The organism is Nocardia sp. NPDC004168 (assembly GCF_040610355.1).
GTDB classification, from domain to species: Bacteria; Actinomycetota; Actinomycetes; order Mycobacteriales; family Mycobacteriaceae; genus Nocardia; species Nocardia sichangensis.
In genome coordinates, this window is sequence record NZ_JBEXME010000002.1 from 11,601 (window position 1) to 36,951 (window position 25,351).

Below are 25,351 nucleotides of genomic sequence, written 5' to 3' on the forward strand. Positions count from 1 at the left end.
GCTCGCGAGAAATATCTGCGGTTCTCTAGGAGAATTCCGATATTGGCGAATAGTTCGCGAGCGACCGCCCGCCGCACGCTCGGGCGGGCGTGCGGCGGGTCCGCTACCGCTCAGGCTTCCGCGTGGGAACGCGTGGACGGCAGGAATGGATGCAGGAGGTTCTCCTCGGTGGACGGGCCCATCTGCCACTCCGCGATCCACGGGCCGGTCCCCTCGCTCGGGTCGAGCACGCCGCCCTCCAGCCATTCGTAGCGGCCGTCGAGCACGCCGCGGGTGAGGGTGCGGTCGTCGTCGTCGGTGTTGTCCCACAGCGCGTCGAACAACTCGCGCACGCGCAGCCGCGACTGCCTGCAGAAGGTGTCCGCCAGTTCTTCGGCCGCCTTGCCCTCCGGCGCGTCGGCGGCGCGCAACGCGTGGGCTCGCACGCAGGCCGCCGACATCGCGAACAGCTCGGCGCCGATGTCGACGATCCGGCCGAGGAAGTTCTGCCGGTACTCCAGGCCCGCCTGCCACCGGCCCATCGCGTACATCAGGGACCTGGCCTGCTTGCGCGCACTGCGCTCGACGAAGCGCAAATGCCGGGCCAGCACGCCGAATTCGGTGTACGCCGCGGGTACCGTCCCCGCGCCGACCGCGAGCTGCGGGAACCACTTGGCGTAGAAACCCGTCGCGCCGACCGCGGCCTTCGCCTTGTCCTTGAACTCTGCTTTGCGGTCGACCAGCGCGCCGGCGGCCGCCATGTGCGCGTCGGCCATCTCTCTGGCGATCAGCAACCGCATGATCTCGCTGGAGCCTTCGAAGATGCGGTTGATCCGCAGATCGCGCACCAGCTGCTCGGCGGGGACGGCCCGCTCGCCCCGCGCGGCGAGCGAGGCCGCCGTCTCGTAGCCGCGGCCGCCGCGGATCTGCACGAGTTCGTCGGCGATCCGGCAGCTCATCTCACTGGCCCACAGCTTGGCCAGCGCCGCTTCGATCCGGATGTCGTTGCGGCCCTCGTCGGACATGGTGGCCGACAGATCGAGCGCCGCCTCCAGCGCGAACGTCGTCGCCGCGATGAACGCGATCTTCTGACCGACGGCCGCGTGCTCGCCGACCGGCCTGCCCCACTGCACCCGCTGGGTGCTCCACTCCCGCGCGATCTTCAGCGACCACTTGGCGGCGGCGGTGCACAACGCGGGGATGGCGAGCCTGCCCGCGTTCAGGGTGGTGAGCGCGATCTTGAGGCCGTCGCCCTCCCGGCCGATCAGGTTGCGCTTGGGCACCCGGACGTCGTGCATCCGGGTCAGGCCGTTCTCGATGCCGCGCAAGCCCATGAACGAGTTGCGCCGCTCGACGGTGATGCCCGGTGAGTCGGCTTCGACCACGAACGCCGAGATGCCACCGCGGTGCCCCTCGCTCTTGGGCACGCGTGCCATCACCACCAGCAACTCGGCGACCACGCCGTTGGTCGTCCACAGCTTCACGCCGTTGAGCAGGTAGGCCTCGCCGTCCTCGGTCGGCGTCGCGGTACTGGCCATCCTGGCCGGATCGGAGCCGACGTCGGGCTCGGTGAGCAGGAACGCGCTGACCGCCCCGGCCGCGCAGCGGGGCAGGAACTCGGCCTTCTGCTCGTCGGTGCCCGCCAGTTTCAGCGGTTCGGGCACCCCGATCGACTGATGTGCGGACAGCAGCACGCCGAGGCTCGGGTGCGCCGAGCCGACCAGCATCAACGCTCGGTTGTAGCCGAACTGGGAAAGTCCCTGGCCGCCGAACGATTGTGGGATCTTCAGGCCGAAGCAACCGAGTTCGGCCAGGCCCTTGACGTACTCGTCCGGGATCCGGCTCTCCGCTTCGATCACCGATCCGTCGATGGACTCGCACAGCGTCCGCAGCCGGGACAGGAACGCCTCGGTCCGCTCGGCGTCCTCGGGGCCGGGCTCCGGATACGGGTGGATCAGGTCGAGCCGGAACCGCCCCAGGAACATTTCCTTGGCGAAGGACGGCTTGGCCCAGCTCGTTTCGCGGGATTCCTCGACCAGTGCGCGGGCCTGTTCTTCGGTGGCGTCGACTTTCGCGGCTGTCGCCATGATGTCCTCCCTCGGACGTGATCAGGATCACATCCGAGTGTAGGAGGGTTTGTTACTCATCGGTAGGCCTGCTGGTCGAGATAAATCTACGAATATCTATTGATCTTGAAAGACGGGCGAATAGTTGGCAATCAATCGCTGCGCGCGCGGCCGGCGGGCGCTCAGACCGAGCGCAGATAGCGGCCGAAGTGCGGCACCGTGAATCCGATGGTGCCGCGCTCGGCGGAGTAGATGAGGCCTTTCTTGATCAGGCCGTCCCGGGCGGGCGAGAGGGAAGCCGGTTTGCGGCCGAGTTCGTTGGCCACCGCCGCGGTCGCCACCGGCCCGTCGTCGCCGGACAGGTCGGCCATGGCGCGCATGTATTCCCGCTCAGCGGGGGTAGCCCGCTCATAACGGGAACCGAAGAATCCGACCGCCAACTCTTCCTCGGCGGCGGGCGAGGCCACCTCCACATCCTCGGCCGTGATCGGGCTCTCCGGCGCCTGATCCCATGCGGCCTTGCCGTACGCCTGCACGAAATACGGGTAACCATCGGCCTTGCTGTACAACGAGTCCAATGCCTCGTCGGTGAACTTCACATCCTCGCGCTGGGCGGGCGCGATCAGCGCTTGGTCGGCGGACTCCCGATCCAGGCGGTCGATGCGGTGATAGCTGAATAGTCGTTCCGAGTAGCTCTTCGAGGCGGACAGCACCGCGGGTAGGTGCGGCAGGCCCGCGCCCACCACGATCAGCGGTGCGGCGTCCTGGCTCAGTTCGTGGCACGCGCCGCAGATCGCGGAGATGTCGGCGGGCCCCAGATCCTGCATCTCGTCGATGAAGATCGCGATGCCGACGCCGATGTCACCGGCCAGCGCCGCCGCCTCGACCAGCAGCTCCACCAGATCGATCTCGATGTCGCCGGAATCGGCCCGGCCACTCACCGCGGGCACGTCGATGCCGGGCTGCCAGCGTTCCCGCATGCCCTTGTCCGCGGTGGACCGCAGCGCGAAAGCCTTGAGGATGCCGAGGAAGTCGTCCACCCGTTCCGGATTGCGGTGCGCCGTCGCGATCGCACGCGCCGCCATGTGCAGCGCCGAGGACAGCGGGCGGCGCAATTCCTGGTCCGGGCGCGCCTCGATCTTGCCGGTGCCCCAGCCGCGCGAGATGGCGGCCGAGCGAAGCTGGTTGAGCAACACCGTCTTTCCGACGCCGCGCAAGCCGGTGAGCATGACGCTGCGTTCCGGCCTGCCGCGCGCGACGCGTTCGAGCACGATGTCGAAAGCCGTGAGTTGCTTGTCGCGCCCGGCCAATTCGGGCGGGCGCTGTCCCGCCCCAGGGGCATACGGATTCCGCACGGGGTCCATGCCCCGACACCGTAGCGCGTTTCGTCCGGATAATCTGGGCACATCTATGGCGTGTTCTAGAAAGCCTTAGCGTTTCGTATTGCACTATTGCTCTCGCCGCCGGCTCTCTAGGCTGGTTGCGGTTCGCCAGAACGGTCGCGCGGCACGGCGGCGCGGGAACGGAGGGGCATGTCCGACGAACCACCTCTCGCCGGCCTCGCCGAGGTAGTCGGGTCTTGGAACGTGCCGGCGGGCGCCACGGTGGCCCAGCGCATCCGGTCCAACATCCTCGTCGCGATCGAGCGGGGCTACGACGATCCACAGCTGGTCGCCGATCTCGCGGTCGGCCCGCTGGTCATGGCGCTCGGCAAGCTCGAGGTCGAGCTGGCCGAGGCGCGCCGCAGGATCGACGAACTCGAGCGCGCGGTGCACGGAACGCGCCCCTGAACCCGAGTGGTCGGACGGGCCGGCGATGTCCTTCGGTGACCTCGCGCCGCCCGGCGAGATCAGTCCGTGACCTTCGCTTGGGCGGCCATTTTCCGCCGATCCAAGCGGGCTCCGGTCGTGATGGAAAAGACGCAGCTCTGTGGGGTGGACAACATCGCGTCGGCACCGTAATCTCTTCGTGACTTAGTGGAACCAGTCGCTTCGTAAGAGAAACGGCGCCACTAGTTACCGCCTTAACGGCTGTCGGGGCCAACCGGTCTCGGCTGTCGTACCGGGGACCCACAGGTTCGTCTGGGGTGAATCCTCGAGGCCGATTTCGGTCGCGAGGTAGGGCCGCTCTCCCGGCCCGAGCCCGTCAGCTAACCCGGTCGGCGGGAGAGCAGCAAGATCGGAGACGTAGCTCGGTGGGTAAACACAGCTTGCAACGGGATTCTCGGGTTCCGAATTCCGTCAAGGGTGCGATTGTCATGGGTGCGGTGGCCGCGACCGGCGCCATGCCCGCGATTCCGGCCATGGCCGCGACCATCAACGTTCCCGGTGTCGGCAATTTCGATGTTCCGCAGGAATGGGAACAGCCGGTCCAGCAGCTCAATCAGCAGATCCAGCAGGCGCTCGCGGCTGTTCCCGCCGCCCCTGCCCAGGCGCCGCAAGAGGTCGCTCCTCAGGCTCCCAATTTCGCGCCCATGCTGCCGGGCCTGTTCGGTCAGCAGCAGAGCAACTCCCCGGGTGACATCGCCCTCGACGCCGCCAGGACCAAGGTCGGCGCCCAGTACTCCTGGGGCGCGGCGGGTCCCCGCTCCTTCGACTGCTCCGGTCTCGTCCAGTGGGCATTCCGTCAGGCGGGCATCGAGCTTCCCCGCACCAGCTTCGAGCAGTCGCACGTCGGCGCTCCGGTCGCTTACAACGAGCTGAAGCCGGGTGACATCGTCATCACCAACGGCGGCGGTCACGTCGGCATCTACGCGGGCGACAACAAGCTCCTGAACGCGGTGCAGACGGGTACACCGGTGTCCTACACGCCGCTGCGCCCCGACATGGTGGTCACCGCACGCCGTATCGTCTAACGAGTGGCCCGCGCCGAATCCGGCATCCAGAACATCGCCACCCAGGCCCGCGTTGATTCGTGGACCTGGGCGGTGCGTCTGTTCAAGACCAGATCCGCCGCTGCGGAGGCATGTCGTGGCGGGCACGTCCGGGTGAACGGCGCGACAGTCAAGCCCGCACAGCCCGTGCGTCCCGGTGACGAGGTCCGCGTCCGCGCGGGCGGTATCGAACGCATTGTCATCGTGGAGCGGATCGTCACCAAGCGCGTCGGCGCTCCGATCGCCGCGCAGTGCTTGATCGATCGCAGTCCGCCTCCTCCCCCGCGCGAAATCCTGGCGAGCATGCCCCGCCGTGACCGCGGCGCAGGGCGGCCCACCAAGCGCGAGCGTCGCGAGACCGACCGTCTCATGGGCCGAGACGAGCACTGAACGAAAGCCGGCGACCGCTGGTCAGATCATGGCCACCGGGCTGAGTCGGCCCGCCAGATAGCGTGCCCTGCACTCGCCGCGGCGGAGCTTTCCGCTGCTGGTCTTGGGGATTCGCCCCGGTTCGAGGAGCAGTACCGCACCGGGCATCACCTCGTGGGTGGACGCGACCGCGGTGCGGATGCGCCGGGCCAGGGCGAACAGTTCGATCGGCTCGCGTCCGTCGACCGTGCCGAGTTCGGCGGCAACGACCAGGTCTTCGCGCAGCCCGTCGTCGTGCCCGAACGCCGTCACGTGACCCGGCCTGACCTCGGGCGCGCATGCCTGCACCGTCGCCTCGATGTCGGCGGGATAGTGATTGCGTCCGTCGACCACGATGACGTCCTTGCGGCGGCCCGCGATGTAGAGCTGGCCCTCGTGCTGGAAGCCGAGATCGCCGGTGCGCAGCCAGCGGGCAGTGCTTCCCGGCAGCGTGGCGCAGAATATCTCCGCCGTGGCATCCGGTCTCCCGAAATATCCGTCGCACACATTGTCTCCGGCCACCCAGATCTCGCCGACGCTTCCAGCGGGCAGCGCGGTTCCGAGCACCGGATCGACGATCCGCAGCTGTTGTCCAGCGGGGGCGCCGCACCCGACCAGTGGCACACCGTCCACGGATCCCGCCGCGTCCTCGGACAGCGCGACCGCGCGGCCTTCGGACAGTGCGGCGCGGTCGAAACGGTGCCATACCGGGTTCTCGTGCTGGTCGCAGACGGTGACCGTCAGGGTGGCCTCGGCCAAGCCGAAGCCGGGAGTGTGCGCGTGATGGCGAAAACCGTAAGGGGCGAAGGTCTCGGTGAACTCCTGCAAGGCGTCGGCGCGGACCGGCTCCGAGCCGTTGAGCACGATGTCCAGTCCGGACAGGTCCAGCCCGGCCCGCTCGGCGGGGGTGGTGCCGGACACCGCGAGTTTCAGGCCGAAATTGGGACACCCCGTGGTACCGGCGCGGTAGTCGGCGATCGCGCGCAGCCAGCGGACGGGGCGCTTCACGAACTCGGCGGGCGCCAGCGTGATGCCGTGCACGCCCAGGAAGAGTGGCAGCGAAAGGCCGAGGATCAGACCCATGTCGTGGAAGAACGGCAGCCAGGTCACGACGGGCCGATCGTCCGCGACCGACACGGCGTGCCCGAGTTGCGTCAACGCCGTGGCGAGATTGTCGTGCGTGACCCGGACGCCCGCGGGAGACTTCGTCGATCCGGAGGTGTACTGCAAATAGGCCAGCTCGTCGCACACCGGATCGATCACCGGTGCGGCCGACGGCGTGGCGGGACGAATGCCGGGTGCGACGAAGCGTGTCTCGAGTGACGCCGCGCGGCGTGCCGTCGGGTCGGCCACGCTCGCCGACGCCATCGCGGTAGGCGCGCCGGACCTGATTCCCGCGGCTGAACCCCAGTCCGGCACACCGGGATTCGCGGGCAAGGTGAGTGCTCGTCCCAGTGCTGTGCCCAGGATCGGCGCGGTGATCTCGTCGTGAGCGGAGAGCAGGCTGAGCGAGGGCCTGGCATCGGCCAGGACGGCGTGCAGGCGTTCGCGGTTGCGTGCGCCCGCGGCCGGGAACAGCGGCACCGCGACTCGATTGCTGTACAGGCAGGCGAGAAACGCCACCGCGTAGTCGATGCCGTGGGCGCAGAGGATGCCCACGCGGTCGCCGGGGGCGCTTTCCTGCCGCAGTCGTGCGGCCAGCGCGCCCGACGCGGCATGCAGGCGCGCGTAGGTCAGCGTGACGGGCTTGCGTTCCTGGACGCGGAACCGCAGCTCGGTGAAGGCGGGCTCGTCCGGGCGGGTGGCGGCCCACGCGGCCACCGAAGTCGCGAGACCATTTCCCGCCGGGTGGTCGCCGCGGCTCACGAGGTCTCTCCGGTGTTCGCGGCGACCCGATCCAGCAGGGCGGCGCCGAGGGCGGTGATGGTGGGGTGTTTGAACAACTCCGCCGTCGCGATCCGGACGCGTAGCCGCGCTTCCAGGTTTCGGCGCATCTCGATCGCGAGCAACGAACTGAGTCCGAGGTCGTTGAAGTCGGCCCCGGCGTCGATGTGCTCGGCGGGCAGATCGAGCGTGCTCGCCAGAACGCGGCGGATGGTCGTGGTCAGCGGTTCGGCGGGCTCGGGCGTGCGCTCACTCGCCTCGGCGCGGGCGGGCGCGGGGTCGGGACGGCCGACGGGCACGAGCAGATTCGTCAAACGGATCGCGATCGGGGAAGTGTCGGTCGTCGGCGTGTGCTCCAGCGCCAGGAGGTATGGGCCGTCGTAGCGCAGGACCTGGGACAGTACGGCACTTCCGCCCGGCAAGTCGAACGCGCCGATGCCCGCTCGACGCAAATGGCTCGCGCCGCCCGCCGCCGCGGCGAGGCCGGAATCCCACAGCCCCCAGCCGACGCTCAGGATCCGTCTGCCCGGATCACGCTGCGCGAGTGCGTCCATCGCGGCGTTGGCGGCAGCGTACGCGGCCTGCCCCGGCGCACCGAGGGCGCCGGTGGCCGAGGAGAACAGCAATACGAAGTCGGTGGCGTCGGTGGCGGTGAGCTCGATCAGATTGCCCGCCGCGGTGGATTTGGGCAGGAACGTCCTGGTCAGCTGGCCTGCGGTAATCGCGTCGAACCCGGCGTCCTCCAGCACGCCCGCCGCGTGCACGACACCACGGATCATCGAGTCGGAGGCCCGGATGTCGCTGAGCGCGTTGGCCAGGTCGTCCCGGTCGGCGGCGTCGCAGCGCACCACGACGATGCGGTCCTCCAAGCCGTCGAGCAGCGCGGGCACCGGGCGAGGCGCCCTGGTCAGCACCACCACGTCGCGCGCGCCCGCGTCGAGCAACCAGCGCACGGCGACCGAGCCGAGCGTGCCCAGTCCGCCGGTGACGACGTATGTTCCGTTCGCGTCGACGCCGACGGCAGGCACGGCGCGTGGTCGCGCGGGCGTGAAGCGACGCACCGCGGTCTCGCCCGCCGACAGGCGCAGCTCGTCGGGAACGGCGCTGTCGGTGGTCGCCACCAGGCGGGTGAGCAGCGGCAGGTTCCTAGGGTCGGAATCGGCCCAGACCAGGCGCACCGTACGACCCGTCTCCAGTTGCAGCGAGCGCACCAGCCCGGCGATCGCCGCGGGGACGACCGAGGCCGCCGCGGCGGGCTCATCGGGCCGTGGGAGCGGGCGGGCCGGATCCTCGTGCGGCAGTACCACCGTCACGGACGCGGTGGCGTCGTGAGCGGAGATCAGTTGCAGCAGTTCGAGGACACGACCGGCCGCCGCGGCGCTCTTGCCCGCGCTCACGCCGAAACCGCTGGGCCAGACGGCCACTACGGCGTGGTCACCGCTGCGCCCGGCCAGTACCGCGCTGACGAGCGAGCTCGCGTCGTCCGGTTCCCGCGCGATCCGCTCGGTGGGCAGCTCGGCGTCCAGCGCGCGAGCGAGCCGGACGGCGAGGTCGGAGGCGCCGACCACCACCGCGCGCCGCACGAGGGTCGCGGGTGCGTCACCGAGCCCGAGTGAACCGGGATCGCGCGACTCCCAGGACTCCTGACGGAAGGGCGCGTTTCGCGTTTCGTGTTCGGCGTGCGCCGTGCGAAGCCTGCCGAGCCCCTCCTCGTCGGTGGGGTCGGCATAGCGAATGTGTACACCGGAGAAGGCGAGACAGGGCACCCCGTGCTGGTCGGTCGCGATGACGTCGCCGATCAATCCGGTGTCGGCGCGCTCGCGGACCAGCGCGTGCACCTCGAGCACGTGGCGATTCGGTTCATGTGACAGCCAGGCCGAGTCGATGCCGATCGGCAGCGGAATCGACGTGCCGGGCAATTCGTCGAACACCGCCGCGGCGAGCACATGCAGGCAGCCGTCCAGCGTCGCGGTGCGATGCAATTCGGCGGCGTCGAACAGGCCCAGCGCCCGTCCGGTGCCCGCGGCGATGCCGCGCAGCGTGCGGAATCGCGGACCGTACTCCAGCCGTCTGCGGCGCAATTCCTGGTAGAAGACGCCGGTGGTGATGACGCGCATGTGATGTCTTGCGGCCCGGTTTGCGTCGACCACCCGCATCCATGCGACGATATCCGCGGGTGTGGGGTCACCGGCGGGCCGGGCCGAAGCCAGCGTTCCGGTGCCCGTGACCTCCGCCCGTACGCTTTCCTCCGCTCCCGGCCCGCGATAGACGACCTCGGGCAGGGCGCTGGGATCGGTCCTCTCATGTACGGCGAAGTCGGCCAGTGCGGCCGCCCCCGCCGTGTCCTTGGCGAGCCGCAGCAGCCGCCGCAGCCAGAAGACGGCGGGCACGATGTTGTCGCCCTGTACCACGTGATGGGTCAGATCCTCGGCGGCGAAGGCGGATTCGGGGACGTGCGCGCTCGCGGGTCCGGCCACCAGCAGCGGGAATTTCCGCTTGCGCCACTGCCGCGGTACGGGTGTGCCGAAGGGGCCGAGCGCGGACCAGTCGACCGGCCGCCCCTCCAGGTACAGCCCGGCCACGCCGGTGAGGAAGCCGCTCGCCTCGTCATCGCGCAGCGCCACGGCATGCGTGCCGTCGCGGAAGTCCGGGTACTCCCGCACCGCCGCGAGCAACACCGGCTGCGGGCCGATCTCCACCACGGTGGCGATGCCGTCTTCGGCCGCGCGCTCGAGCGCGGCCGCCAATTCCACCGTGCCCGCGGCATTCTCCGTCCAGTAGTCGCGGTCCATAGCGGCGGTGGTGATTTTCGCGCCGCGCCGCGCCGTCGAATACACCGGCAGGCGCGGCGTCAGGGGCGTGATCTCGGTCAACGCCGCGACGAAAGGCGCGAGCACGGTGGTGACCTGCGGGCTGTGCGCGGCGAAGTCGACCGCGAGCCTGCGCGCGAACATGTTGCGGCGGGTGGCTCGCCGCACCAGCGTGTCGATATAGCGCGGGGTGCCGGACACGACTACCGACCTCGGGCCGTTGATCGCGGCGACGGCCACTTCCGATCGCATCGGCTCCACGAGTTTGGCCGCCTCGCCCGGGGCCGCCTCCAGCACTGCCATCGCGCCGCGCCCGTCCAGATGCGCCAGCGTCGCGCTGCGCAGCACCACCACGCGCGCCGCGTCCGCGAGGGTCAGCGCGCCGCTCACCGCCGCCGCCGCGATCTCGCCGAGACTGTGGCCTGCCACCGCATCAGGGCGGATCCCCCATGCCGCCAGCAATTTCACCAGCGCCACCTGGAAGGCGAACAACGCGGGCTGCACCAGATCGGTGGCTTGCGCCGCACCCGCGGAGGTGAAACCGTGACGCGGCGTCCAGACCCGCGGCCCGCCCGCCGTCACGATCGCGTCGGTCGCCTCGGCGAGTGCGGCGGCGAAGACCGGATATCGCGCCGCCAGCGCACGGCCCATCTTCGGATGCTGGCCGCCTTGCCCGGAGAACAGGAACAACAGCCCGCCACGGCGGCGGTTCGCCACGGGGCCCAGCGCCGCGTCGGCGTCGCCGTGGCCGAGCGTGCGCAACCGGTGCACCGCGTCGGCGTGATCGTGCGCGAGGATCGCGGCCCGGGTCGGCTCCGGCACCGCTCGCGCCGCCGCTGCGACCGATTCGGGCAAGGAGGGCCCTGTTCGGTCGAATTCATCGGCCAGCCGCAGCGCGCGGTCGCGCAGTTCCTCCTCGTCACGTGCGGTGAGCGGCAGCAGTATCGGGAAGTGCGCATCGTGTTCGGCCCGCGCTCGCGTGGCGCCGCGGAGCACGAGATGCGCGATCGTGCCGCCGAATCCGAACGAGCTGATGCCCGCCACGCGTTCCGTCGCGTCCACCCCGCTCCAGTCCACCGGCTCGGTGGGCACGCGCAGGCCGCGCTCGGCCAAGTGCAGCAGCGGATGCTCGGTGTGCACGTTGATCGTCGGGGCGATCACCCCGTGGTGGACGGACAGCGCGGTCTTCACCATCCCGGTGACTCCGGCGGCGGCCTCCAGATGCCCGATGTTGGACTTCACCGAACCGATCCAGATCGGGTCGTCCGCGCCGGGCCCGAGCGCGGCGGCGAGCGCGCCGACCTCCACCGCGTCACCCAAAGGCGTTCCGGTGCCGTGGCATTCGATGTACCCCGCGCTGCTGGGCGGGCGCCCGGCTCGCGACCACGCGGCCCGCAACGTCTCCTGCTGTGCGCGGCCGTTCGGCGCGTACAGGCCGTTGGAGCGGCCGTCCGATCCGACGGCGGTTCCGACGATCTCCGCGTACACCCGGTTGCCCTCGCGTACCGCGTCCGCGCTGCGCTGCAGAATCACCACGGCGCAGCCGTCGCCGCGGGTGTAACCGTCCGCGGCGACGTCGAACGGCGTCGAGCGTCCGCCGGGCGACAGGAAGCCGCCCTCGGCCAGGTAGTTCGAGGTGTGTTCCAGCAAGACGAGATTGACGCCGCCCACGATGGCGAACGGGACGGCGCCGTCGGCGAGCAGCCGGACCGCGAGGTCGACCGCGGCGAGCGAGGACGAGCATGCGCTGTCGAGTACCAGACTCGGCCCGTGCAGGTCGAGCACGTACGACAACCGGTTGGCGATGATGCTGAGCGCCGACCCGGTCACCGCGTAGGGCGCGTCGTGACCCGCGCGGCCGAGCACCGCGATGCCGTGGTCGTACCCCGACGCGCCGAAGACGACGGCCGCGCCGGAACCCCGCGTGCGATAGCCGATCCCGGCGTCGTCGAGCGCCTCGACCGCGACTTCCAGCGCGAGCCGCTGCTGCGGATCCATCAGCGCGGCCTCGCGGTCGGAGATGGCGAACCAGTCGTTGTCGAAGGACTCGACATCCGCGAGGTACCCGCCGCGCCGCGAGCCCAGCCGCCCGGCGGGCGGGGCGGACGTGGCGTCCCGGCCCTCGAGCAACAGCTGCCAGAACTCGGCGACGCTCGCCGCCCCGGGCAGTCGGCAGCCGATGCCGATGATGGAGACGGGTGGATGCGAGCCGACGGAGTCAGTGGCCGCGCTGCTCATCGCATCGCGAGATACTCGACAAGCTGTTCGATGTCCGGATGGTCGTAGAGCGCGGTCAGCGGAACTTCGACTCCCATGGCGTCCTCGAGATAGGCGGTCAGCCTCGCGAGCTGAGTGGAACCGAGGCCGAGATCGGTGAATGGCGAGCTGGTCGACACCGAGGCGGCGTCGACACCTAGTAGATCCGCTACGGCAAGGACGGCGGCACAAGTGAGTGCGGTGCGTCGGCTATTGCCGAGCGAACCGTCGTGTTCCGGTGCACCACTGTGCCCGTCCGGAAGACCGGGCCGCATCGCGTCCTCCCTCCCCGTCTCCCCGGCTGTTGTCACCGCTCGAGAACGGTACCCCCGCGATTATGCCGCAGAAACCGCCCGGAGCAACGTCGCATATCCGCTGCCTGCCCGGCTCTTTCGCGAACCGGCGTGATCACATACCGTGGCACCGTGACCGAACCGGACAGCGGTGCCGCCACCCGTGCCGAGCGCACGCCGACTCTGCCCACCCTGCTGCGCTGCTGCGCCGCGCTGGCGGCCACGCCGGGCCGGTTGTTGCGGCCGCGCCGCCCCGACACCGCCCTGCTGGCGAACCTCGAAGCGCTGCCGCCGCCCGCCGCGAGCGCCACGGTGCGGCTGACCGTGCTCACCCAGGCCACCATGTCGGCGCCGACCACGATCGTGGCCGAGGGCGTGCGCAGCCTGCGGGAGATGCGGCTGTCGATGGCGGCGTTCCTGGTCGAGCATCCGAAGGCGCGGTTCCTGGTCGACCCGGCCCTGTGTGCGGGCGTGCACGAGCGCGTGCTGCCCGAATTGCCGTTCCCGGTGCCGCTGCTCGTCGCGCCGGACAAGCCGGTGCTCGGGCTGTCCGACGCGCTCGCCGCGCACGATGTCGCGGGCGAGGACATCGATTTCGTGGTGCCGACCCATCTGCACTGGGATCACGTCTCCGGCCTGCTGGAGTTGCCCGCCTCGGTCGAGATCCGATTGCCCGGAGTCGAGTACGACTGGGCGATGGGCGGCCCGCACGCACCGGCCGGTGTGGCGCGCGGACCGCTGCGTGGGCGCAGTTTCGACCGCTTCGAGCTGGACGGACCGCCCGTGCTGACCTTCCCGCGCAGCAAGGATTTGTTCGGCGACGGCTCCGTGCTGCTGGTCGATCTCGCGGGCCACACGCCGGGCAGCATCGGCGTATTGCTCGCGGTGGACGACGGCAGCCGCGTGCTGTTCGCCGGCGACGCCGTCTGGAGCAAGTTGCAGGTCGATCTGCTGCGGGAGAAGGCGCCCATGCCGGGCAAGCTGTTCGACGCCGACCGGGACGCCGCCTTCACCACGATCCATCGCCTGCACGCGCTGCCCGACGGCATCGAACTCGTCGCGAGCCACGACTACGCGGCCGTCACCGCCCGCGCGGCCAAGTAAACGCGGTCAGCCGACCACCACGGTTTCGGCCAGACGGGCCGTGATCAGCTCCTCGGCCTCGGTGACTATCCGGCCGATCAGCTCGGCGCAGGTCGGGATGTCGTGGATCAGGCCCTGGCACAGGCCGACCGACCAGATGCCCGCGTCCAGGTCGCCCTCCTCGAAGACCCGGCGGCCGCGCGCTCCCGCCACCAGGTCCCGCACGTCGTCGAAGGTGCCGCCGGACTTCTCGATCTCGACGACCTTGCGGCTGATCTCGTTGTCCGCCACCCGCGCCGTGTTGCGCATGGTGCGGAAGATGAGCTGGGTGTCGCGCTCGGAGTTCGCGACGATCTTCTCCTTGACCTTCTGATCGATCGAGGACTCCTGCGTGCACAGGAACCGGGTGCCCATGTTGACGCCGTCCGCGCCGAGGGCGAGCGCGGCGACCAGGCCGCGGGCGTCGGCGATGCCGCCGGAGGCGATCATCGGGATGCTCAGCTCCCGTGCGGCGGCCGGGATGAGCACCAGGCCGGGGACGTCGTCCTCACCGGGGTGGCCCGCGCATTCGAAGCCATCGATGCTCACTCCGTCCACGCCGATCCGCTCGGCCTTCAGCGCGTGCCGCACGCTGGTGCACTTGTGCAGCACCTTGATGCCCGCGTCCTTGTAGTACGGCAGGAACGGTTCGGGGTTGCTGCCTGCCGTTTCGACGATCCCGACGCCGCTGTCGATGATCGCCCGCACGTATTCCGCGTACGGCGGCGGATTGATCGACGGCAGGATGGTGACGTTCACGCCGAACGGCTTGTCGGTGAGTTCTCTGGTGCGCTCGATCTCGCGGAGCAGGTCGTCCGGGGTCGGCTGGGTCAGCGCCGTGATGAAGCCGAGCCCGCCCGCGTTGGCGACGGCCGCGACGAGTTCGGCCCGCCCGACCCACATCATGCCGCCCTGCACGATCGGGTGTTCCACCCCGAACTTCTCGGTGAACCTGGTCCGCAGCATTGCGCTTCTCCTATGTCTCGCGCGGGCGTGCCGGTTCGCCCGTTCGGGTCGATGGTGACACGAGAATCGGCCCGTATTCAACTCACAAGTGAGCCGAGGTTCGCATATTTGATGATCTTCATCGCTGCCGTTTCCGCTTCGCAACCGTTCGGTGGGAGGTCAAATGGCCTGCTAGAAGAGTTCAAGCCGAACCGGGTCCCAGCTCCGGGCTGATTAACCCGGATTCATTCCGCAATCTCTTGCCGGGCGTTTAAGTTAGTTGATATTCTGCACGCGATTCAGCCCGTCGCCGCCGTCGGACCACCCGGCGGGCCGATGACGGTCCGAGAGGAGTTCGTGGCAATGACCACCGGGGCAGCAGCGCTCGACGAGCCGATCAGGTCGCGGCGTAATCACTGGAACAACCAGATCGCCGTGCACGCGCAGATGCGCCCGGACGCGGTCGCGATCCGGTTCCGTGGCGTGGACACGACCTGGCGGCAGTTGCACGAGCGGTCGCTGAAGTTCGCCGACGGACTGGCGCGCCGGGGCGTCGGGTTCGGCGACCGGGTGCTGATCCTGGCGCTGAATTACCCGGAATACCTCGAGGCCGTGTTCGGCATCAACGCGCTGGGCGCGATCGCGGTCCCGGTCAACTTCCGGCTCACGCCGCCGGAGGTCGCCTATATCGTCGGCGACAGCGGGGCCGAGGCGGTCGTCACCGATACCGTGCTGCGGCCGCTGGCCGCCGCCGTGCGAGCGCAGGCGCCCGCCCTGGAGACCCTCGTGGTGATCGGCGGCGCGTCCGAGGACGGCGTGATCGGCTACGACGACCTGATCGCCGAATCGGGTGAGTCGCACACCCCGCTGGACATACCCGAGGACACCCCCAGCCTCATCATGTACACCTCGGGCACCACCGGCAGCCCGAAGGGCGCGGTGCTGACCCACGCGAATATGAACGCGCAGGCGCTGACCTGCATCCGAGCGCTGGCGCTGGAACCCGACTCGATCGGGCTGTGCACCTCGCCGCTGTTCCACATCGCCGGTCTCGGTAGCCTCGCGCCCGCCTTCCTGCTGGGCTCGAAGACGGTGCTGCATCCGCTCGGCGCCTTCGACGCCGGTGAGTTCCTGGACGCGCTGGAGCGCGAGCAGGCCACCTCCGCGTTCTGCGTGCCCGCGCAGTGGCAGCTGGTCTGCGACCATCCGACGGTGAAGGATCGCAAGCTCGCGCTCGAGGTGCTCAGCTGGGGCGCCGCGCCCGCCTCCGACACCGTGCTGCGCGCGATGGCCGAGTGCTTCCCGAACTCGTTCAACGTCGCGGTGTTCGGCCAGACGGAGATGTCGCCGATCACCTGCGTGCTGGAGGGCAAGGACGCCATCCGCAAGCTCGGCTCGGTCGGCAAGGTGATCCCCACCATCCAGGCGCGCATCGTCGACGACGAGATGAACGACGTCGCGCCCGGCGAAGTGGGCGAGATCGTCTATCGCGGTCCCACGCTCATGCAGGGCTACTGGAGCAAGCCGGAAGCCACCGCCGAGGCCTTCGCGGGCGGCTGGTTCCACTCCGGCGACCTGGTCCGCCAGGACGAAGAGGGCTTCGTCTACGTGGTGGACCGCAAGAAGGACATGATCATCTCCGGTGGCGAGAACATCTACTGCGCCGAGGTGGAGAACGTCCTGTTCGCCCACCCGAAGATCCGGGAGGCCGCGGTGGTGGGCCGCACGCACGAGAAGTGGGGTGAGGTGCCGGTCGCGGTGGTCGCCCTGCACAACCCGGACGACGAGCTGACCTTGGCCGAGTTGGAGCCGTTCCTCAACGAGAACCTCGCGCGCTACAAGCACCCCAAGGAGCTGGTGCTGCTTGCCGAGCTGCCGCGCAATGCGAGCGGCAAGGTGGTCAAAGTCCAGTTGCGCAAGGACTATTCGTCCTGAGCGTGCGGTGCGTTCGGTTTCACGTGAATCGGACAATGCACGCGGGCGCGGATGCGTAAGGTCGTCACATGGCGATCCGACGCATCCGCGCCGCTGTGCTGGCGCTGCACTGGCAGGTGAATGTCATTCGGCCGGAGGGGTTCTTCGGTCCCATGCTGGCCGCGCCCGTGGCGGCTTCTGGCGTCGTGGCGCGGGCGACGGACTTCCACGCCGCGGCGCTCGCGGCGCGGCTGCCGGTGGTCTTCACCCGGTTCACCATTCCGATCGGCGAAGGAGAACTGGTGCGCAACACCGGATTCATGCGCTCGGTCGGCGCGGCGCAGACCGAGTTCCGGCCGGAATCACCGGGCGCCGCGATCATTCCGGAGATGGCGGCGCAGCCGACGGAAGTCTTCGACAACCAGAAACTCTCCGGCCTGGCGGGCAGCAAATTGCCGGAATGGTTGGCCGATCAAGGGATCGAGACGCTCTTCGTCACTGGCGTCGCCACCAACCTGACCGTCGAGCAGACCGCACGGCACGGCACCGATCTCGGCTTCACCGTGCACCCGGTAGCCGACTGCGTGGCCGCCGCCACCCCGGAAGCGCACGAAGCCGCTTTGGCCAACCTCGAACTCGTCACCGCGGGCAGTGTGCGCGCCGCGGATGCGCTGGAACTGATCAGCGGCTGAGCATCGCCGCGGAGGAAATGGCTTCTCGGCCCACGCGGAAGGCCGGTCACCCACTCCGTCCGGCCAACCCTGGACCGATGAGGCGGACCACCTGCTGGTACGCCTCCCCGGCCGAGAGCGGTGGGTGTCCTTCCGCGATCGCGCCGAGCAGGCCGACGACACCCCAGGACAGGAACGTCACGGTGGTCGCGAACTCGTCTTCCGGCATCGTCAGCCGGTCGCGCAGCCGCTCGGCAAGGATCTGCGCGACCATCACCCGCGTGGTGCGCAATAGCACGGTGCCGCTCTTGCGGCCGAGCAGCGCCCGGTAGATCTCCGGGTGACCGGCGGCCAGCTCGAACAGCGTGCGCACCGGCGCGAGCGGTTCGGGAACGTCCGCGTCGGTCTCGGCCGCGGTCATGGCCGCGCGCAGGTAGTCGGTGCTGCTGCGCAGCAGCAGATCGTCTTTGTCCCGGTAGTGGGTGTAGAACGTCGACCGCCCGACGTCCGCGCGCTCGAGGATGTCGCGGACGGTGATCCGGTCGTAGGCGCCTTCGACCATGAGTTCGATCAGCGCTCGGTGCAGCGAGGCCCTGGTGCGCCGGACCCGGCGATCGGCGCTGTCCTGTTCTTCCGGCACGGTGCCTCCCGGACAAATGTCTCGTACGCGTCCGATTACGGACGGTTTCCGTGGCATTGATCCTGGTCGGCACGGCCATATCGGCAGATCCTGAACTCATGTCCGGAAACGAACACCAGTCTGCCACCGATAGCCACCCCGACGTCGGCGTGCTGCTCACCCAACCGCGCCGCTACCGTGCCCTCAAAGCCGCGCTTCTACTCGGCCGGGCGAACCGCCTGAACGCCCGGCTCGCCGAGTTGGCTCGTCCCGCCGCCGGCGCCGAGGTCGTCGATGTCGGTTGCGGTCCGGGCGACCTCGCTCGCGTGCTCGCTCGCCGCGTCGGCCGGGTCACCGGCGTCGATCCGTCGCCGCAGATGATCGACTACGCGACCGCGCGCTCACATGACCTGGCCAATTGCCGGTTCGAAGTCGGGACGGCACAGGATCTTCCGCTGCCCGACGCGTCCGCCGATCTCGTGACCTCGACCTTCGCGATGCATCACATCCCCGCGTCGCACCGTGCCGACGCCATCGCGCAGATGTTCCGGGTATTGCGCCCGGGCGGCCGGCTGCTGCTCGCCGACACGCTGCCGACCGATCCGTTGCTCTCCACCGTGGTGCGCGTCATGGCGAGATTCGCGGCGCACCGCACCCACGATGCCGATCACGACCAGGGTGATCCACTGGCGGGCATCGATATCCGCCGGTATCGAGACGACCTGCGCGCGAACGGTTTCGAAAGTGTCGAATTCGTCGTCGTCCGCCCCGCGACCGCCGTGCTGCTGGCGAACAAACCAGGCGAGACCGCCGCTTAGATCAGGTCCTTCTTCGCCAGCCAGCGCATGGCGCCCCAGCCGCAGAACACCGGAAGCCAGCAGGTGAGTACGCGGTAGAGCAGCACCGAGGGCACCGCGATGTTCGCGGGCAGGCCGAAGGCGGCCAGACCACCGATCAGTGCCGCCTCGACCGCGCCGACACCGCCCGGGGTCGGCGCGGCCGCGGCCAGCGTGCCGCCGATCATGGTGACGATCGTGACGGTGATGAAGGTGGTGCCGCCGCCGAACGCCTGCACGCTGGCCCACAGCGCGCCCGCCATACCGACGGTGAGCGCCGCGCATCCGCCGATGATCACCGCGGAACGTTTGGGATCGCGAGCCAGGTCGGCGAGTTCGCCGATGACCTCCTGCAACTGCGGCCGCACCGCGTCGTTCAGCCAGCGGCGCAGTTTCGGCACGAACATGAACGCGCCGACGATCCCGACGCCCACGCCGGCGAGCAGATACAGCACCGTGGCGTGCGGGACGAAATGCGACAGGTCCGTCGAGGTGCCCGCCAGGATGCTGAACGCGAGCAGCAGGCCGACATGCGTGATCACCTGCACCGCCTGTTGCAGCGCGACCGCGGCGGTGGCGCGCACCGTGCCGATACCTGACTTCTGCAGAAACCGCACGCTCAACGCGAGTCCGCCGACGCCTGCGGGGGTGGTGGTCGCGGCGAAAGTATTGGCGACCTGCATGATGAGCAGATTCCGGATGTTCACCGCGCCGAACGCACAGGCCCACAGCGCCGCCGCCGCGCCGACGTAGGTCAGGGCGGAGACGAGCAGCCCGAGCAGCGCCCACCACCAGTTCGCCGTGCGCAGCTGGGTGAAGAAGGTCGGCACGGCGCTGATGAACGGGTAGGCGACGTACACCAGCCCGATCAGCAGGACCAACTGGATGATCTGGTTGCGGGAGAACCGGGTGATCTGCTCGGCTTCGATCCGGTCCTGACCGGTCTGTTTGCGCACCTCGTCGCGGGCGTCGGACAGCGCGATCTTCCATTCCGGGACCGCTTTGCGGATGCCGGTCGGGATGGCCGACTTGGTCAACCGGCCCGCCGCGGCGAGTACCCGCGCCTCACCCAGGGTTTCGATCGCCGCGCGCACGGCGGGCTCCTTGCCGAACGTCGCGGTGGTCGTCACCAGCAACTGGGCGATGTCGGATTGCAGTTGCGCGTCCGACGCTCCGTATTCGGCGTTGCCGAAGCCGCCGAACAGTGTGACGCCGTCGGCCACACGGATGTCGACCGGCCGCAGGTCGCCGTGTGAGATCTGCTTCTGTTGCAGAGTGTCCAGCGCTCGCCACACTCCGGGCAGCACTTCGGCGGACTGTTCGGTGATCGCCGTGCCGCACGGCTGCGTGTGCGCGTACAACATCCAGCCACGCGACAGCGCGGCGACCGCGACGGGGGTGCCGCTGCCGAGCCCCAGGTCGGCGACGGCGATCGCCATGAGCGCGCGATGCTCGACCGCACGGTGCATGGAACCGTGGATGGCCGCGGTTTCGCTGGAGCGGAAGGTCAGCCAGCGCCACAGCTGGCGCAGCGCGCCGAAACTGCGCTGGTTCTTGCCGAACATCTCGACGAGCAGCTCGCGTTCCGGCCCTTCGATGGCGGCGGCGAGCACCAACGGACCGCGGCCCGCCGGATGCACCACGGTGAACCCGGTGACCGTGTGACCACGATTGGCGAGCACCCGCACGGCCGCGTCGAGCGGGACCTCCAGCGCGGGCGTGCCCACCACGAGCACGATCACCGCGCCGACCAGCCAGCCGACCGCGAGCCCGAACATCGCCCGGGCGGGCACCACGGTGCTGACCGCGAGGTGGATCGGCGCGAACGCCAGCAGCAGGAACCACAACCAGCGCCGCGGGCGGGTGGGCAGCCACGGACTGGCGACGGTGAGCATGGCGGCGATCATCGCGATCCAGCGCGGATCGTCGAGGAACTGGGACAGGAAGGTGTCCAACCGGTCCGGCACCTGCAGATGCCATTTCGGCGCGGAGAGGCCGGTGCCGGTGATGGACAACAGCAATCCCGCTACCGCCCCGGCAGCGGCGTAGCCGGCGAGCAGCTTCCACTGCCTGCCGATGATCAGCTCGATCAGGATCGCGAACGGCAGCGCGAGAATCGCCATGCCGTAGACCAGGTACACCAGGTTCGACTGGTCCGGGTTGAGGAAACCGACGATGTTGGAGACCGAGCGTTCCAGGGCCAGCCATTCCGGGCGGGTGATCAGTGAGGCCGCGATCACGACTGCCACCCACAGTGTTGCGAGGACGACCCGGATGATGTCGCTCGTGCGCCGGATCAGCGGCTGTAGCAGGCTCCCCGTGACCGGGATCTCCCGCCCGTCCACTCGCATGCTCGCCCGCCTCTCCGGGTATTCAGGCCGTACTGGTTGGAGCCGCGAGACCCGCGTTCAGGTCCTGCGTCGAGTGCCGCTCCCCTTTTCTGGGCGTACCCGGTGAGTTACCCATGTGTGTACGAAGTCTGTTGTTACGTTCGCTGCACGATACCGGCTGGTGTGGACGATCCGGCTCGCGGAACCCCGCCGCTGTCTCCGCTCGGTTGTGCAGTGTGCCGGACATCACTCACGCTCGAGGTTGATCTTCACATCAGTGTCAAGTTTCAGCATGAGGGCATGGACAACGAACTCTTCGAGTACAGCCCGATCGTCGATCGTCCGCCGTTGCGGTGGCCCGGCGGTGCCAGGGTGGCGTTCTATGTCGGACTCAATGTCGAGCACTATCGGGTGGACCGGCCGTCCACGAGCATCTTTCCCGGTACTGCCGGGCTCGCGCCGGATCCGCTGAACTACGGCTGGCGTGATTACGGACCGCGGGTGGGCATCTGGCGGGTGATCGAGGTGCTCGACCGGCACGGTATCCGGGCCAGCGCGTTGCTGAATTCCGATGTCGCCGAGCGGTATCCGCAGATCATCGCGGCGGGTGTACGGCGGGACTGGGCGTGGCTCGCGCACGGGAAGAACAACTCGATCTTCCAGCCGGACGTTCCGGCGGAGGAGGAGGGCGCCTACCTCGCCGATGTGGTCGCGACCATCGAGCGCGCGACCGGACGCAGGCCGCGCGGCTGGATGGGGCCCGCGCTCACCGAGTCCTTCCGCACCCCGTCGCTGCTGGCCGAACTCGGCCTCGGCTACGTCCTCGACTGGACCAACGACGACCAGCCCTATCCCCTGTCGGTACCCGGCGTGCTCAGTGTCCCTTACTCGGTGGAACTCAACGACAACACACTGTTCCTCGGCAAAGCCACCAGCGGACCGGATTTCGTGCGCATGGTCCGCGATCAGTTCGACCAGCTCTACGCCGAGTCGGCCGACAGCGGGCGGGTCATGGCGCTGGCCCTGCACCCCTTCGTGATCGGGCAGGCTTTCCGGATCAAATACCTGGACGAAGCACTCGCATACGTGTCGGGCCACCCGAGAGTGTGGCTGACCACCAGCGACGAGATCGCCGCCCACTACTCGAGCGCGTCGGTGCTTGCCGAACCCGCGCGAGCCGATGACGATCGGGTCAGGTAAACCGATCTGCGAGAGGCAGCGATGGCAGCGCAGGAACAGACACAGGACCAGGACCTCACCGGAAAGACGGTGGTGGTGACCGGCGCGAGCTCGGGCATCGGCGCCGCAGCGGCGCAGCGGCTCGCGGCTCGCGGCGCCACCGTCGCCGTCGTCGGCCGATCACCGGAGCGCACCGCCGAGGTGGCGGCGAAGGCGGGCGCGCAGCCGTTCGTCGCCGACTTCGCCCGGCTCGACGACGTGCGCAAGCTGGCCGACCAACTGCTCGACCGGTACCCGACGATCGACGTGCTGGCCAACAACGCGGGCGGCGCGTGGCCCAAGCGGACGGTCACCGACGACGGCAACGAACTCACCTTCCAGGTCAATCACCTGTCCCCGTTCCTGCTGACCAACCTGCTGCTGGAGCGTTTGACCCGTTCGCGGGCCCGGGTGGTGAACACCGCGAGCACGACCTACCGGATGGCGAAGCTGGACTTGGACACGGCCAACGCGCCGACCGGCTCGTTCAACCAGCTCGGCGCGTACGGCGCGTCCAAACTGGCGAACATCTTGTTCACCAGGGAACTGGCCCGCCGCACCGAGGGCACCGGCATCACCACCGCGGCCTTCCACCCCGGTGTGGTCGCGACCCATGTCTACGACAACGCGCCGCTCGGCTTCGGCTGGTTCGTCCGGTCTCCGCTGGCGCGCCCGTTCTTCATCCAGCCGGACAAGGGCGCCGAGCCGCTGGTGCATTTGGCCACGACCGCCGACGGTGCGGCGATCAACGGCCAGTACTTCCATCGTTTCCGACTGGAGCCGCCGCGCAACAAGCAGGCGGTCGACGCCGATCTCGCGGGACGGCTCTGGACGCTGTCCGAGCGGGCCACCGGGCTCACGTCGACCGAATAGTCAGGCGGTCACGGTTCTGTGAGCCGGAGTGAGGAGCCCGCTGCCCGCTCCGGCTCGACACCGACCCCGTACACCCCACCGGACACCGCGCCCGCGTCCAGCTCGACGATCGCCCGCGCGACTTGCTCGGTGGGGACCAGGGCCGGAAAAGTGGTCGGGGCGATCGCGTTCGCGCGCACCCCGAACTCGGCGAACTCGGCGGCGATATTCCGGGTCAGCTGGTTGAGCGCGGCTTTCGACGCGGAGTACAGCGTCTGTGCCGGGTAGACCTCCGAGCCGGAGATGCTCGAGACATTGACGATGTTGCGGTTGCGCGCGCGATTCTCGGGTCCCGCGTGCAACCAGCATCGTTGTGCCAGCCGCGCCGAAAGACGCAGGGGTACCGCTACGTTCAGCGCGAAGTGCGGATCGAAGTCGTCCAGCGCTGCGTCGCCGTCGACGATGCCGCCCGGATGCAGCCGGACGTGCGCCGCGTTGTTCACCAGCAGGTCGACTCCGCCGAACCGGGCCAGCGCCAGATCGACCACCCGTTCCACTTCACCCGGCTCGGTCAGATCCGACCGCACCACGAACACACGGGAATCGTTCTCGGGCACGGTCGCGTTCGGCGCCAGCGGATCGATGTACCACTCCAGCTGCGACGGCACCGCGGGTGTGCGCGTGCGGCACACGGCGACGATGTCGTAGTCGCGGTAGTAGGCCTGGCAGAACGCGTCGCCCAGCGTGCCGCTCGCACCGGTGAGCAGGCAGACGCGGCGTTCACCAGTGGACAATCTTGTCTCCTCCCCAGCGCCGTTCGGCGTCCGCCTTGGTGCGGTGCACCCACATCACCACGCTGTTGCGGTCGTTGACGTTGTTGCCCGCGAACGTGTGCCAGGTGCGCGGGGTGACCTCGAACAGCAGCAGCGAATTGTCCAGCGGCGGGACGAGGGACACGCACGGCAGCGCGGCTCCCTGGGCGACGTGGTCGTACAGCGCGGTCTCGCCGCCGTCGCCCGGCTGCCATCCCGGATTGCCCAGATAGAACAGCACCGCGACGCCGCGCACGGTCTCGCGCGCGACGACGCCGGGCGCGCGTGCCCCAGTTTTGGTGTGCACGGTGGCGTCGGGCAGGCGTACTTCGCCGGGACCGGGCGGCTGGCCGGGGAACCAGGCCGGGTTGAGATCGTTGTGCGGCCAGCCGAACGGGCTGCCCGGCCCGTGGTGGTGCACCGATCCTTCGACGTCGCCGGTCGGTTCGACACCCCCGAGCCGGGCGACCAGGTCGTGCCACTCGCGTGAGGTGAACACCGCGAGCGGGCCGTCGCGTAGGTCCCCCAGCCGAATTCCGTCGGCGCTGTAGCCGTCGGCGACCGGGGCGACCAGGTCGGGGCGCTCGCCGCGAACCCGCTCCAGTTGCTCGGTCAACCGCTGATAGAACTCGGGAACGAAGACATCGCGGGCGTACACGTGCGGAAAGGGCCTGCTGCGCCGGATCCAGCGTCGGTGGGCGAACAACTCTGCGAACCACTGCGGAACCGGCGGTGTCGCGAGCTCCGGCTCGGTTGTCACCATTACTCCCTCCCGGTCGAACCTCCGTGATCATATTGCCCGTACCCGGAACACGCGGGCCGGTCGCGGCCCTGCGAGGATCACGCGAATGAACCGGGATCTGCGTGTGTGTTTCGTCGGGGATTCGTTCGTCGCCGGTGTCGGCGACCCGGATTTCCGGGGGTGGGTGGGCAGGCTCGCGTCCGCGGCACATGCGGAAGGGATTCCGCTGACGGCCTACAACCTCGGGGTGCGCAGACAGACCTCGGCCGAGATCCTGCGGCGCTTCCGCGCCGAATGCGCGCCCCGCCTGCGGGAGGGCGTGGACGCGCGGGTCGTGCTCTCCTTCGGCGTGAACGACGCCATGCACGAGAACGGCGGTCCGCGGGTCGCGCCCGAGGAGTCGGTGGCCAACCTCGGCGAGTTGCTCGCGCAGGCGGGCGAGCGAGGTTGGCCGGTGCTGATGGTCGCTCCGCCGCCGATCGCCGACGACGAGCACGATGCCCGCACCGCCGCACTGGACGAGCGATTCGCGCAGGTCTGCGCCGCGGCGGAGGTGCCGTACGTGCGAGTGCACCAGCTACTGCGCGACAGCGCGGTGTGGGCCGCCGACGTGCGCGCGGGTGACGGGGCGCACCCAGGGGCCGCGGGTTACGAGGAGATGGCCGCGCTCATCGCTCCGCAGTGGCGCGCGTGGCTGTCGCGGTGACACGTAGATTTCGGAT

At 69.3% G+C, this 25,351-nt stretch carries 20 protein-coding genes and 1 riboswitch; of the genes, 10 read left to right on the forward strand and 10 right to left on the reverse strand.

The genetic code is table 11. The annotated features are described in order from the left end of the window. Positions 1 to 110 precede the first annotated feature (110 nt). Both ABZW96_RS03795 and ABZW96_RS03800 read right to left on the reverse strand, forming a co-directional pair. Entirely contained in the window at positions 111 to 2,066 is a 1,956-nt protein-coding gene (locus tag ABZW96_RS03795) for an acyl-CoA dehydrogenase family protein (RefSeq protein ID WP_355071087.1), read from the reverse strand. Between the two features lie 161 nt (positions 2,067 to 2,227). Then, positions 2,228 to 3,409 (reverse strand): ATP-binding protein, encoded by a 1,182-nt coding sequence (locus ABZW96_RS03800; RefSeq protein WP_355071089.1) that lies wholly within the window; start codon positions 3,407 to 3,409, stop codon positions 2,228 to 2,230. A 168-nt stretch (positions 3,410 to 3,577) separates the two neighbouring features. On the opposite strand from ABZW96_RS03800, the gene ABZW96_RS03805 reads away from it, so the two are divergent. The 3 genes from ABZW96_RS03805 (at position 3,578) to ABZW96_RS03815 (ending at position 5,307) form a co-directional block, all read left to right on the forward strand. Next, a complete protein-coding gene (locus ABZW96_RS03805) occupies positions 3,578 to 3,835 on the forward strand; it encodes a hypothetical protein (RefSeq protein WP_355071090.1) in 258 nt (85 codons plus the stop codon). Positions 3,836 to 4,054: 219 nt separating this feature from the next. Continuing rightward, positions 4,055 to 4,224: riboswitch (cyclic di-AMP (ydaO/yuaA leader) on the forward strand. Positions 4,225 to 4,302: 78 nt separating this feature from the next. Further along, positions 4,303 to 4,899, forward strand: a complete 597-nt coding sequence (locus tag ABZW96_RS03810) for an NlpC/P60 family protein (protein WP_355071092.1) — start codon at positions 4,303 to 4,305, stop codon at positions 4,897 to 4,899. A 3-nt stretch (positions 4,900 to 4,902) separates the two neighbouring features. After that, on the forward strand, positions 4,903 to 5,307 hold the full coding sequence (locus ABZW96_RS03815; RefSeq protein WP_355071094.1) for an RNA-binding S4 domain-containing protein: 405 nt from the start codon (positions 4,903 to 4,905) through the stop codon (positions 5,305 to 5,307). A gap of 21 nt (positions 5,308 to 5,328) precedes the next feature. Here ABZW96_RS03815 and ABZW96_RS03820 read toward each other — a convergent pair whose 3' ends face one another. The 3 genes from ABZW96_RS03820 to ABZW96_RS03830 are packed head-to-tail and all read right to left on the reverse strand — an operon-like array spanning position 5,329 to position 12,586. Further along, the gene (locus ABZW96_RS03820; protein WP_355071095.1) at positions 5,329 to 7,191 is read right to left on the reverse strand and encodes a fatty acyl-AMP ligase; all 1,863 of its coding nucleotides are present in this window, start codon (positions 7,189 to 7,191) and stop codon (positions 5,329 to 5,331) included. Continuing rightward, positions 7,188 to 12,257 (reverse strand): SDR family NAD(P)-dependent oxidoreductase, encoded by a 5,070-nt coding sequence (locus tag ABZW96_RS03825; RefSeq protein ID WP_355071097.1) that lies wholly within the window; start codon positions 12,255 to 12,257, stop codon positions 7,188 to 7,190. The genes ABZW96_RS03820 and ABZW96_RS03825 overlap by 4 nt, the downstream gene beginning before the upstream one ends. Beyond that, positions 12,254 to 12,586 carry an acyl carrier protein gene (locus ABZW96_RS03830; RefSeq protein ID WP_355071098.1) on the reverse strand — a complete coding sequence of 111 codons (333 nt, stop codon included), beginning with the start codon at positions 12,584 to 12,586 and terminating at the stop codon, positions 12,254 to 12,256. Before ABZW96_RS03830 ends, ABZW96_RS03825 begins: the two co-directional genes overlap by 4 nt. Positions 12,587 to 12,700: 114 nt before the next feature. On the opposite strand from ABZW96_RS03830, the gene ABZW96_RS03835 reads away from it, so the two are divergent. Further along, positions 12,701 to 13,672: an MBL fold metallo-hydrolase gene (locus ABZW96_RS03835; RefSeq protein ID WP_355071100.1), complete on the forward strand. Its 972-nt coding sequence runs from the start codon at positions 12,701 to 12,703 to the stop codon at positions 13,670 to 13,672. 6 nt (positions 13,673 to 13,678) lie between these two features. Here the strand turns inward: ABZW96_RS03835 and ABZW96_RS03840 are convergent, their stop codons facing one another. Then, entirely contained in the window at positions 13,679 to 14,656 is a 978-nt protein-coding gene (locus tag ABZW96_RS03840) for a nitronate monooxygenase family protein (protein WP_355071101.1), read from the reverse strand. Positions 14,657 to 14,998: 342 nt separating this feature from the next. Between ABZW96_RS03840 and fadD5 the strand changes: the two genes are divergently transcribed. Continuing rightward, positions 14,999 to 16,570 carry a fatty-acid--CoA ligase FadD5 gene (fadD5, locus tag ABZW96_RS03845; RefSeq protein WP_355071103.1) on the forward strand — a complete coding sequence of 524 codons (1,572 nt, stop codon included), beginning with the start codon at positions 14,999 to 15,001 and terminating at the stop codon, positions 16,568 to 16,570. A 68-nt stretch (positions 16,571 to 16,638) separates the two neighbouring features. After that, complete coding sequence (locus ABZW96_RS03850; RefSeq protein WP_355071104.1) at positions 16,639 to 17,241, forward strand: cysteine hydrolase; 603 nt, start codon at positions 16,639 to 16,641, stop codon at positions 17,239 to 17,241. 46 nt (positions 17,242 to 17,287) lie between these two features. Here ABZW96_RS03850 and ABZW96_RS03855 read toward each other — a convergent pair whose 3' ends face one another. Then, the gene (locus ABZW96_RS03855; protein WP_355071106.1) at positions 17,288 to 17,860 is read right to left on the reverse strand and encodes a TetR/AcrR family transcriptional regulator; all 573 of its coding nucleotides are present in this window, start codon (positions 17,858 to 17,860) and stop codon (positions 17,288 to 17,290) included. Positions 17,861 to 17,958: 98 nt separating this feature from the next. Between ABZW96_RS03855 and ABZW96_RS03860 the strand changes: the two genes are divergently transcribed. Continuing rightward, positions 17,959 to 18,657: a class I SAM-dependent methyltransferase gene (locus ABZW96_RS03860; protein ID WP_355071108.1), complete on the forward strand. Its 699-nt coding sequence runs from the start codon at positions 17,959 to 17,961 to the stop codon at positions 18,655 to 18,657. Here ABZW96_RS03860 and ABZW96_RS03865 read toward each other — a convergent pair. Beyond that, positions 18,654 to 21,026, reverse strand: a complete 2,373-nt coding sequence (locus ABZW96_RS03865) for a lysylphosphatidylglycerol synthase transmembrane domain-containing protein (RefSeq protein ID WP_355071109.1) — start codon at positions 21,024 to 21,026, stop codon at positions 18,654 to 18,656. The two genes, ABZW96_RS03860 and ABZW96_RS03865, sit on opposite strands and share 4 nt — an antisense overlap. Positions 21,027 to 21,305: 279 nt before the next feature. Here ABZW96_RS03865 and ABZW96_RS03870 point away from each other — a divergent pair, with 279 nt between their 5' ends. Beyond that, positions 21,306 to 22,205 (forward strand): polysaccharide deacetylase family protein, encoded by a 900-nt coding sequence (locus ABZW96_RS03870; protein ID WP_355071111.1) that lies wholly within the window; start codon positions 21,306 to 21,308, stop codon positions 22,203 to 22,205. Between the two features lie 21 nt (positions 22,206 to 22,226). After that, positions 22,227 to 23,096, forward strand: coding sequence for an SDR family NAD(P)-dependent oxidoreductase (locus ABZW96_RS03875; RefSeq protein WP_355071113.1), 870 nt, complete (start codon positions 22,227 to 22,229; stop codon positions 23,094 to 23,096). Positions 23,097 to 23,104: 8 nt separating this feature from the next. Here the strand turns inward: ABZW96_RS03875 and ABZW96_RS03880 are convergent, their stop codons facing one another. Together ABZW96_RS03880 and ABZW96_RS03885 are read right to left on the reverse strand one after the other, a co-directional pair. Further along, positions 23,105 to 23,869: an SDR family oxidoreductase gene (locus tag ABZW96_RS03880; RefSeq protein ID WP_355071115.1), complete on the reverse strand. Its 765-nt coding sequence runs from the start codon at positions 23,867 to 23,869 to the stop codon at positions 23,105 to 23,107. Next, positions 23,856 to 24,650 (reverse strand): 2OG-Fe(II) oxygenase family protein, encoded by a 795-nt coding sequence (locus ABZW96_RS03885; RefSeq protein ID WP_355071117.1) that lies wholly within the window; start codon positions 24,648 to 24,650, stop codon positions 23,856 to 23,858. The genes ABZW96_RS03880 and ABZW96_RS03885 overlap by 14 nt, the downstream gene beginning before the upstream one ends. An 85-nt stretch (positions 24,651 to 24,735) precedes the next feature. Between ABZW96_RS03885 and ABZW96_RS03890 the strand changes: the two genes are divergently transcribed. Continuing rightward, a complete protein-coding gene (locus ABZW96_RS03890; RefSeq protein ID WP_355071119.1) occupies positions 24,736 to 25,335 on the forward strand; it encodes a GDSL-type esterase/lipase family protein in 600 nt (199 codons plus the stop codon). Positions 25,336 to 25,351 lie beyond the last annotated feature (16 nt).

Coding starts and splice junctions, on each gene's coding strand:
- ABZW96_RS03825 (WP_355071097.1), bottom strand. CDS start 12,257: ATGAGCAGCGCGGCCACTGACTCCGTCGGCTCGCATCCACCCGTCTCC.
- ABZW96_RS03890 (WP_355071119.1), top strand. CDS start 24,736: ATGAACCGGGATCTGCGTGTGTGTTTCGTCGGGGATTCGTTCGTCGCC.
- ABZW96_RS03860 (WP_355071108.1), top strand. CDS start 17,959: ATGTCCGGAAACGAACACCAGTCTGCCACCGATAGCCACCCCGACGTC.
- ABZW96_RS03875 (WP_355071113.1), top strand. CDS start 22,227: ATGGCAGCGCAGGAACAGACACAGGACCAGGACCTCACCGGAAAGACG.
- ABZW96_RS03885 (WP_355071117.1), bottom strand. CDS start 24,650: ATGGTGACAACCGAGCCGGAGCTCGCGACACCGCCGGTTCCGCAGTGG.
- ABZW96_RS03795 (WP_355071087.1), bottom strand. CDS start 2,066: ATGGCGACAGCCGCGAAAGTCGACGCCACCGAAGAACAGGCCCGCGCA.
- ABZW96_RS03850 (WP_355071104.1), top strand. CDS start 16,639: ATGGCGATCCGACGCATCCGCGCCGCTGTGCTGGCGCTGCACTGGCAG.
- ABZW96_RS03865 (WP_355071109.1), bottom strand. CDS start 21,026: ATGCGAGTGGACGGGCGGGAGATCCCGGTCACGGGGAGCCTGCTACAG.
- ABZW96_RS03810 (WP_355071092.1), top strand. CDS start 4,303: ATGGGTGCGGTGGCCGCGACCGGCGCCATGCCCGCGATTCCGGCCATG.
- ABZW96_RS03805 (WP_355071090.1), top strand. CDS start 3,578: ATGTCCGACGAACCACCTCTCGCCGGCCTCGCCGAGGTAGTCGGGTCT.
- ABZW96_RS03840 (WP_355071101.1), bottom strand. CDS start 14,656: ATGCTGCGGACCAGGTTCACCGAGAAGTTCGGGGTGGAACACCCGATC.
- ABZW96_RS03870 (WP_355071111.1), top strand. CDS start 21,306: ATGGACAACGAACTCTTCGAGTACAGCCCGATCGTCGATCGTCCGCCG.
- fadD5 (WP_355071103.1), top strand. CDS start 14,999: ATGACCACCGGGGCAGCAGCGCTCGACGAGCCGATCAGGTCGCGGCGT.
- ABZW96_RS03800 (WP_355071089.1), bottom strand. CDS start 3,409: ATGGACCCCGTGCGGAATCCGTATGCCCCTGGGGCGGGACAGCGCCCG.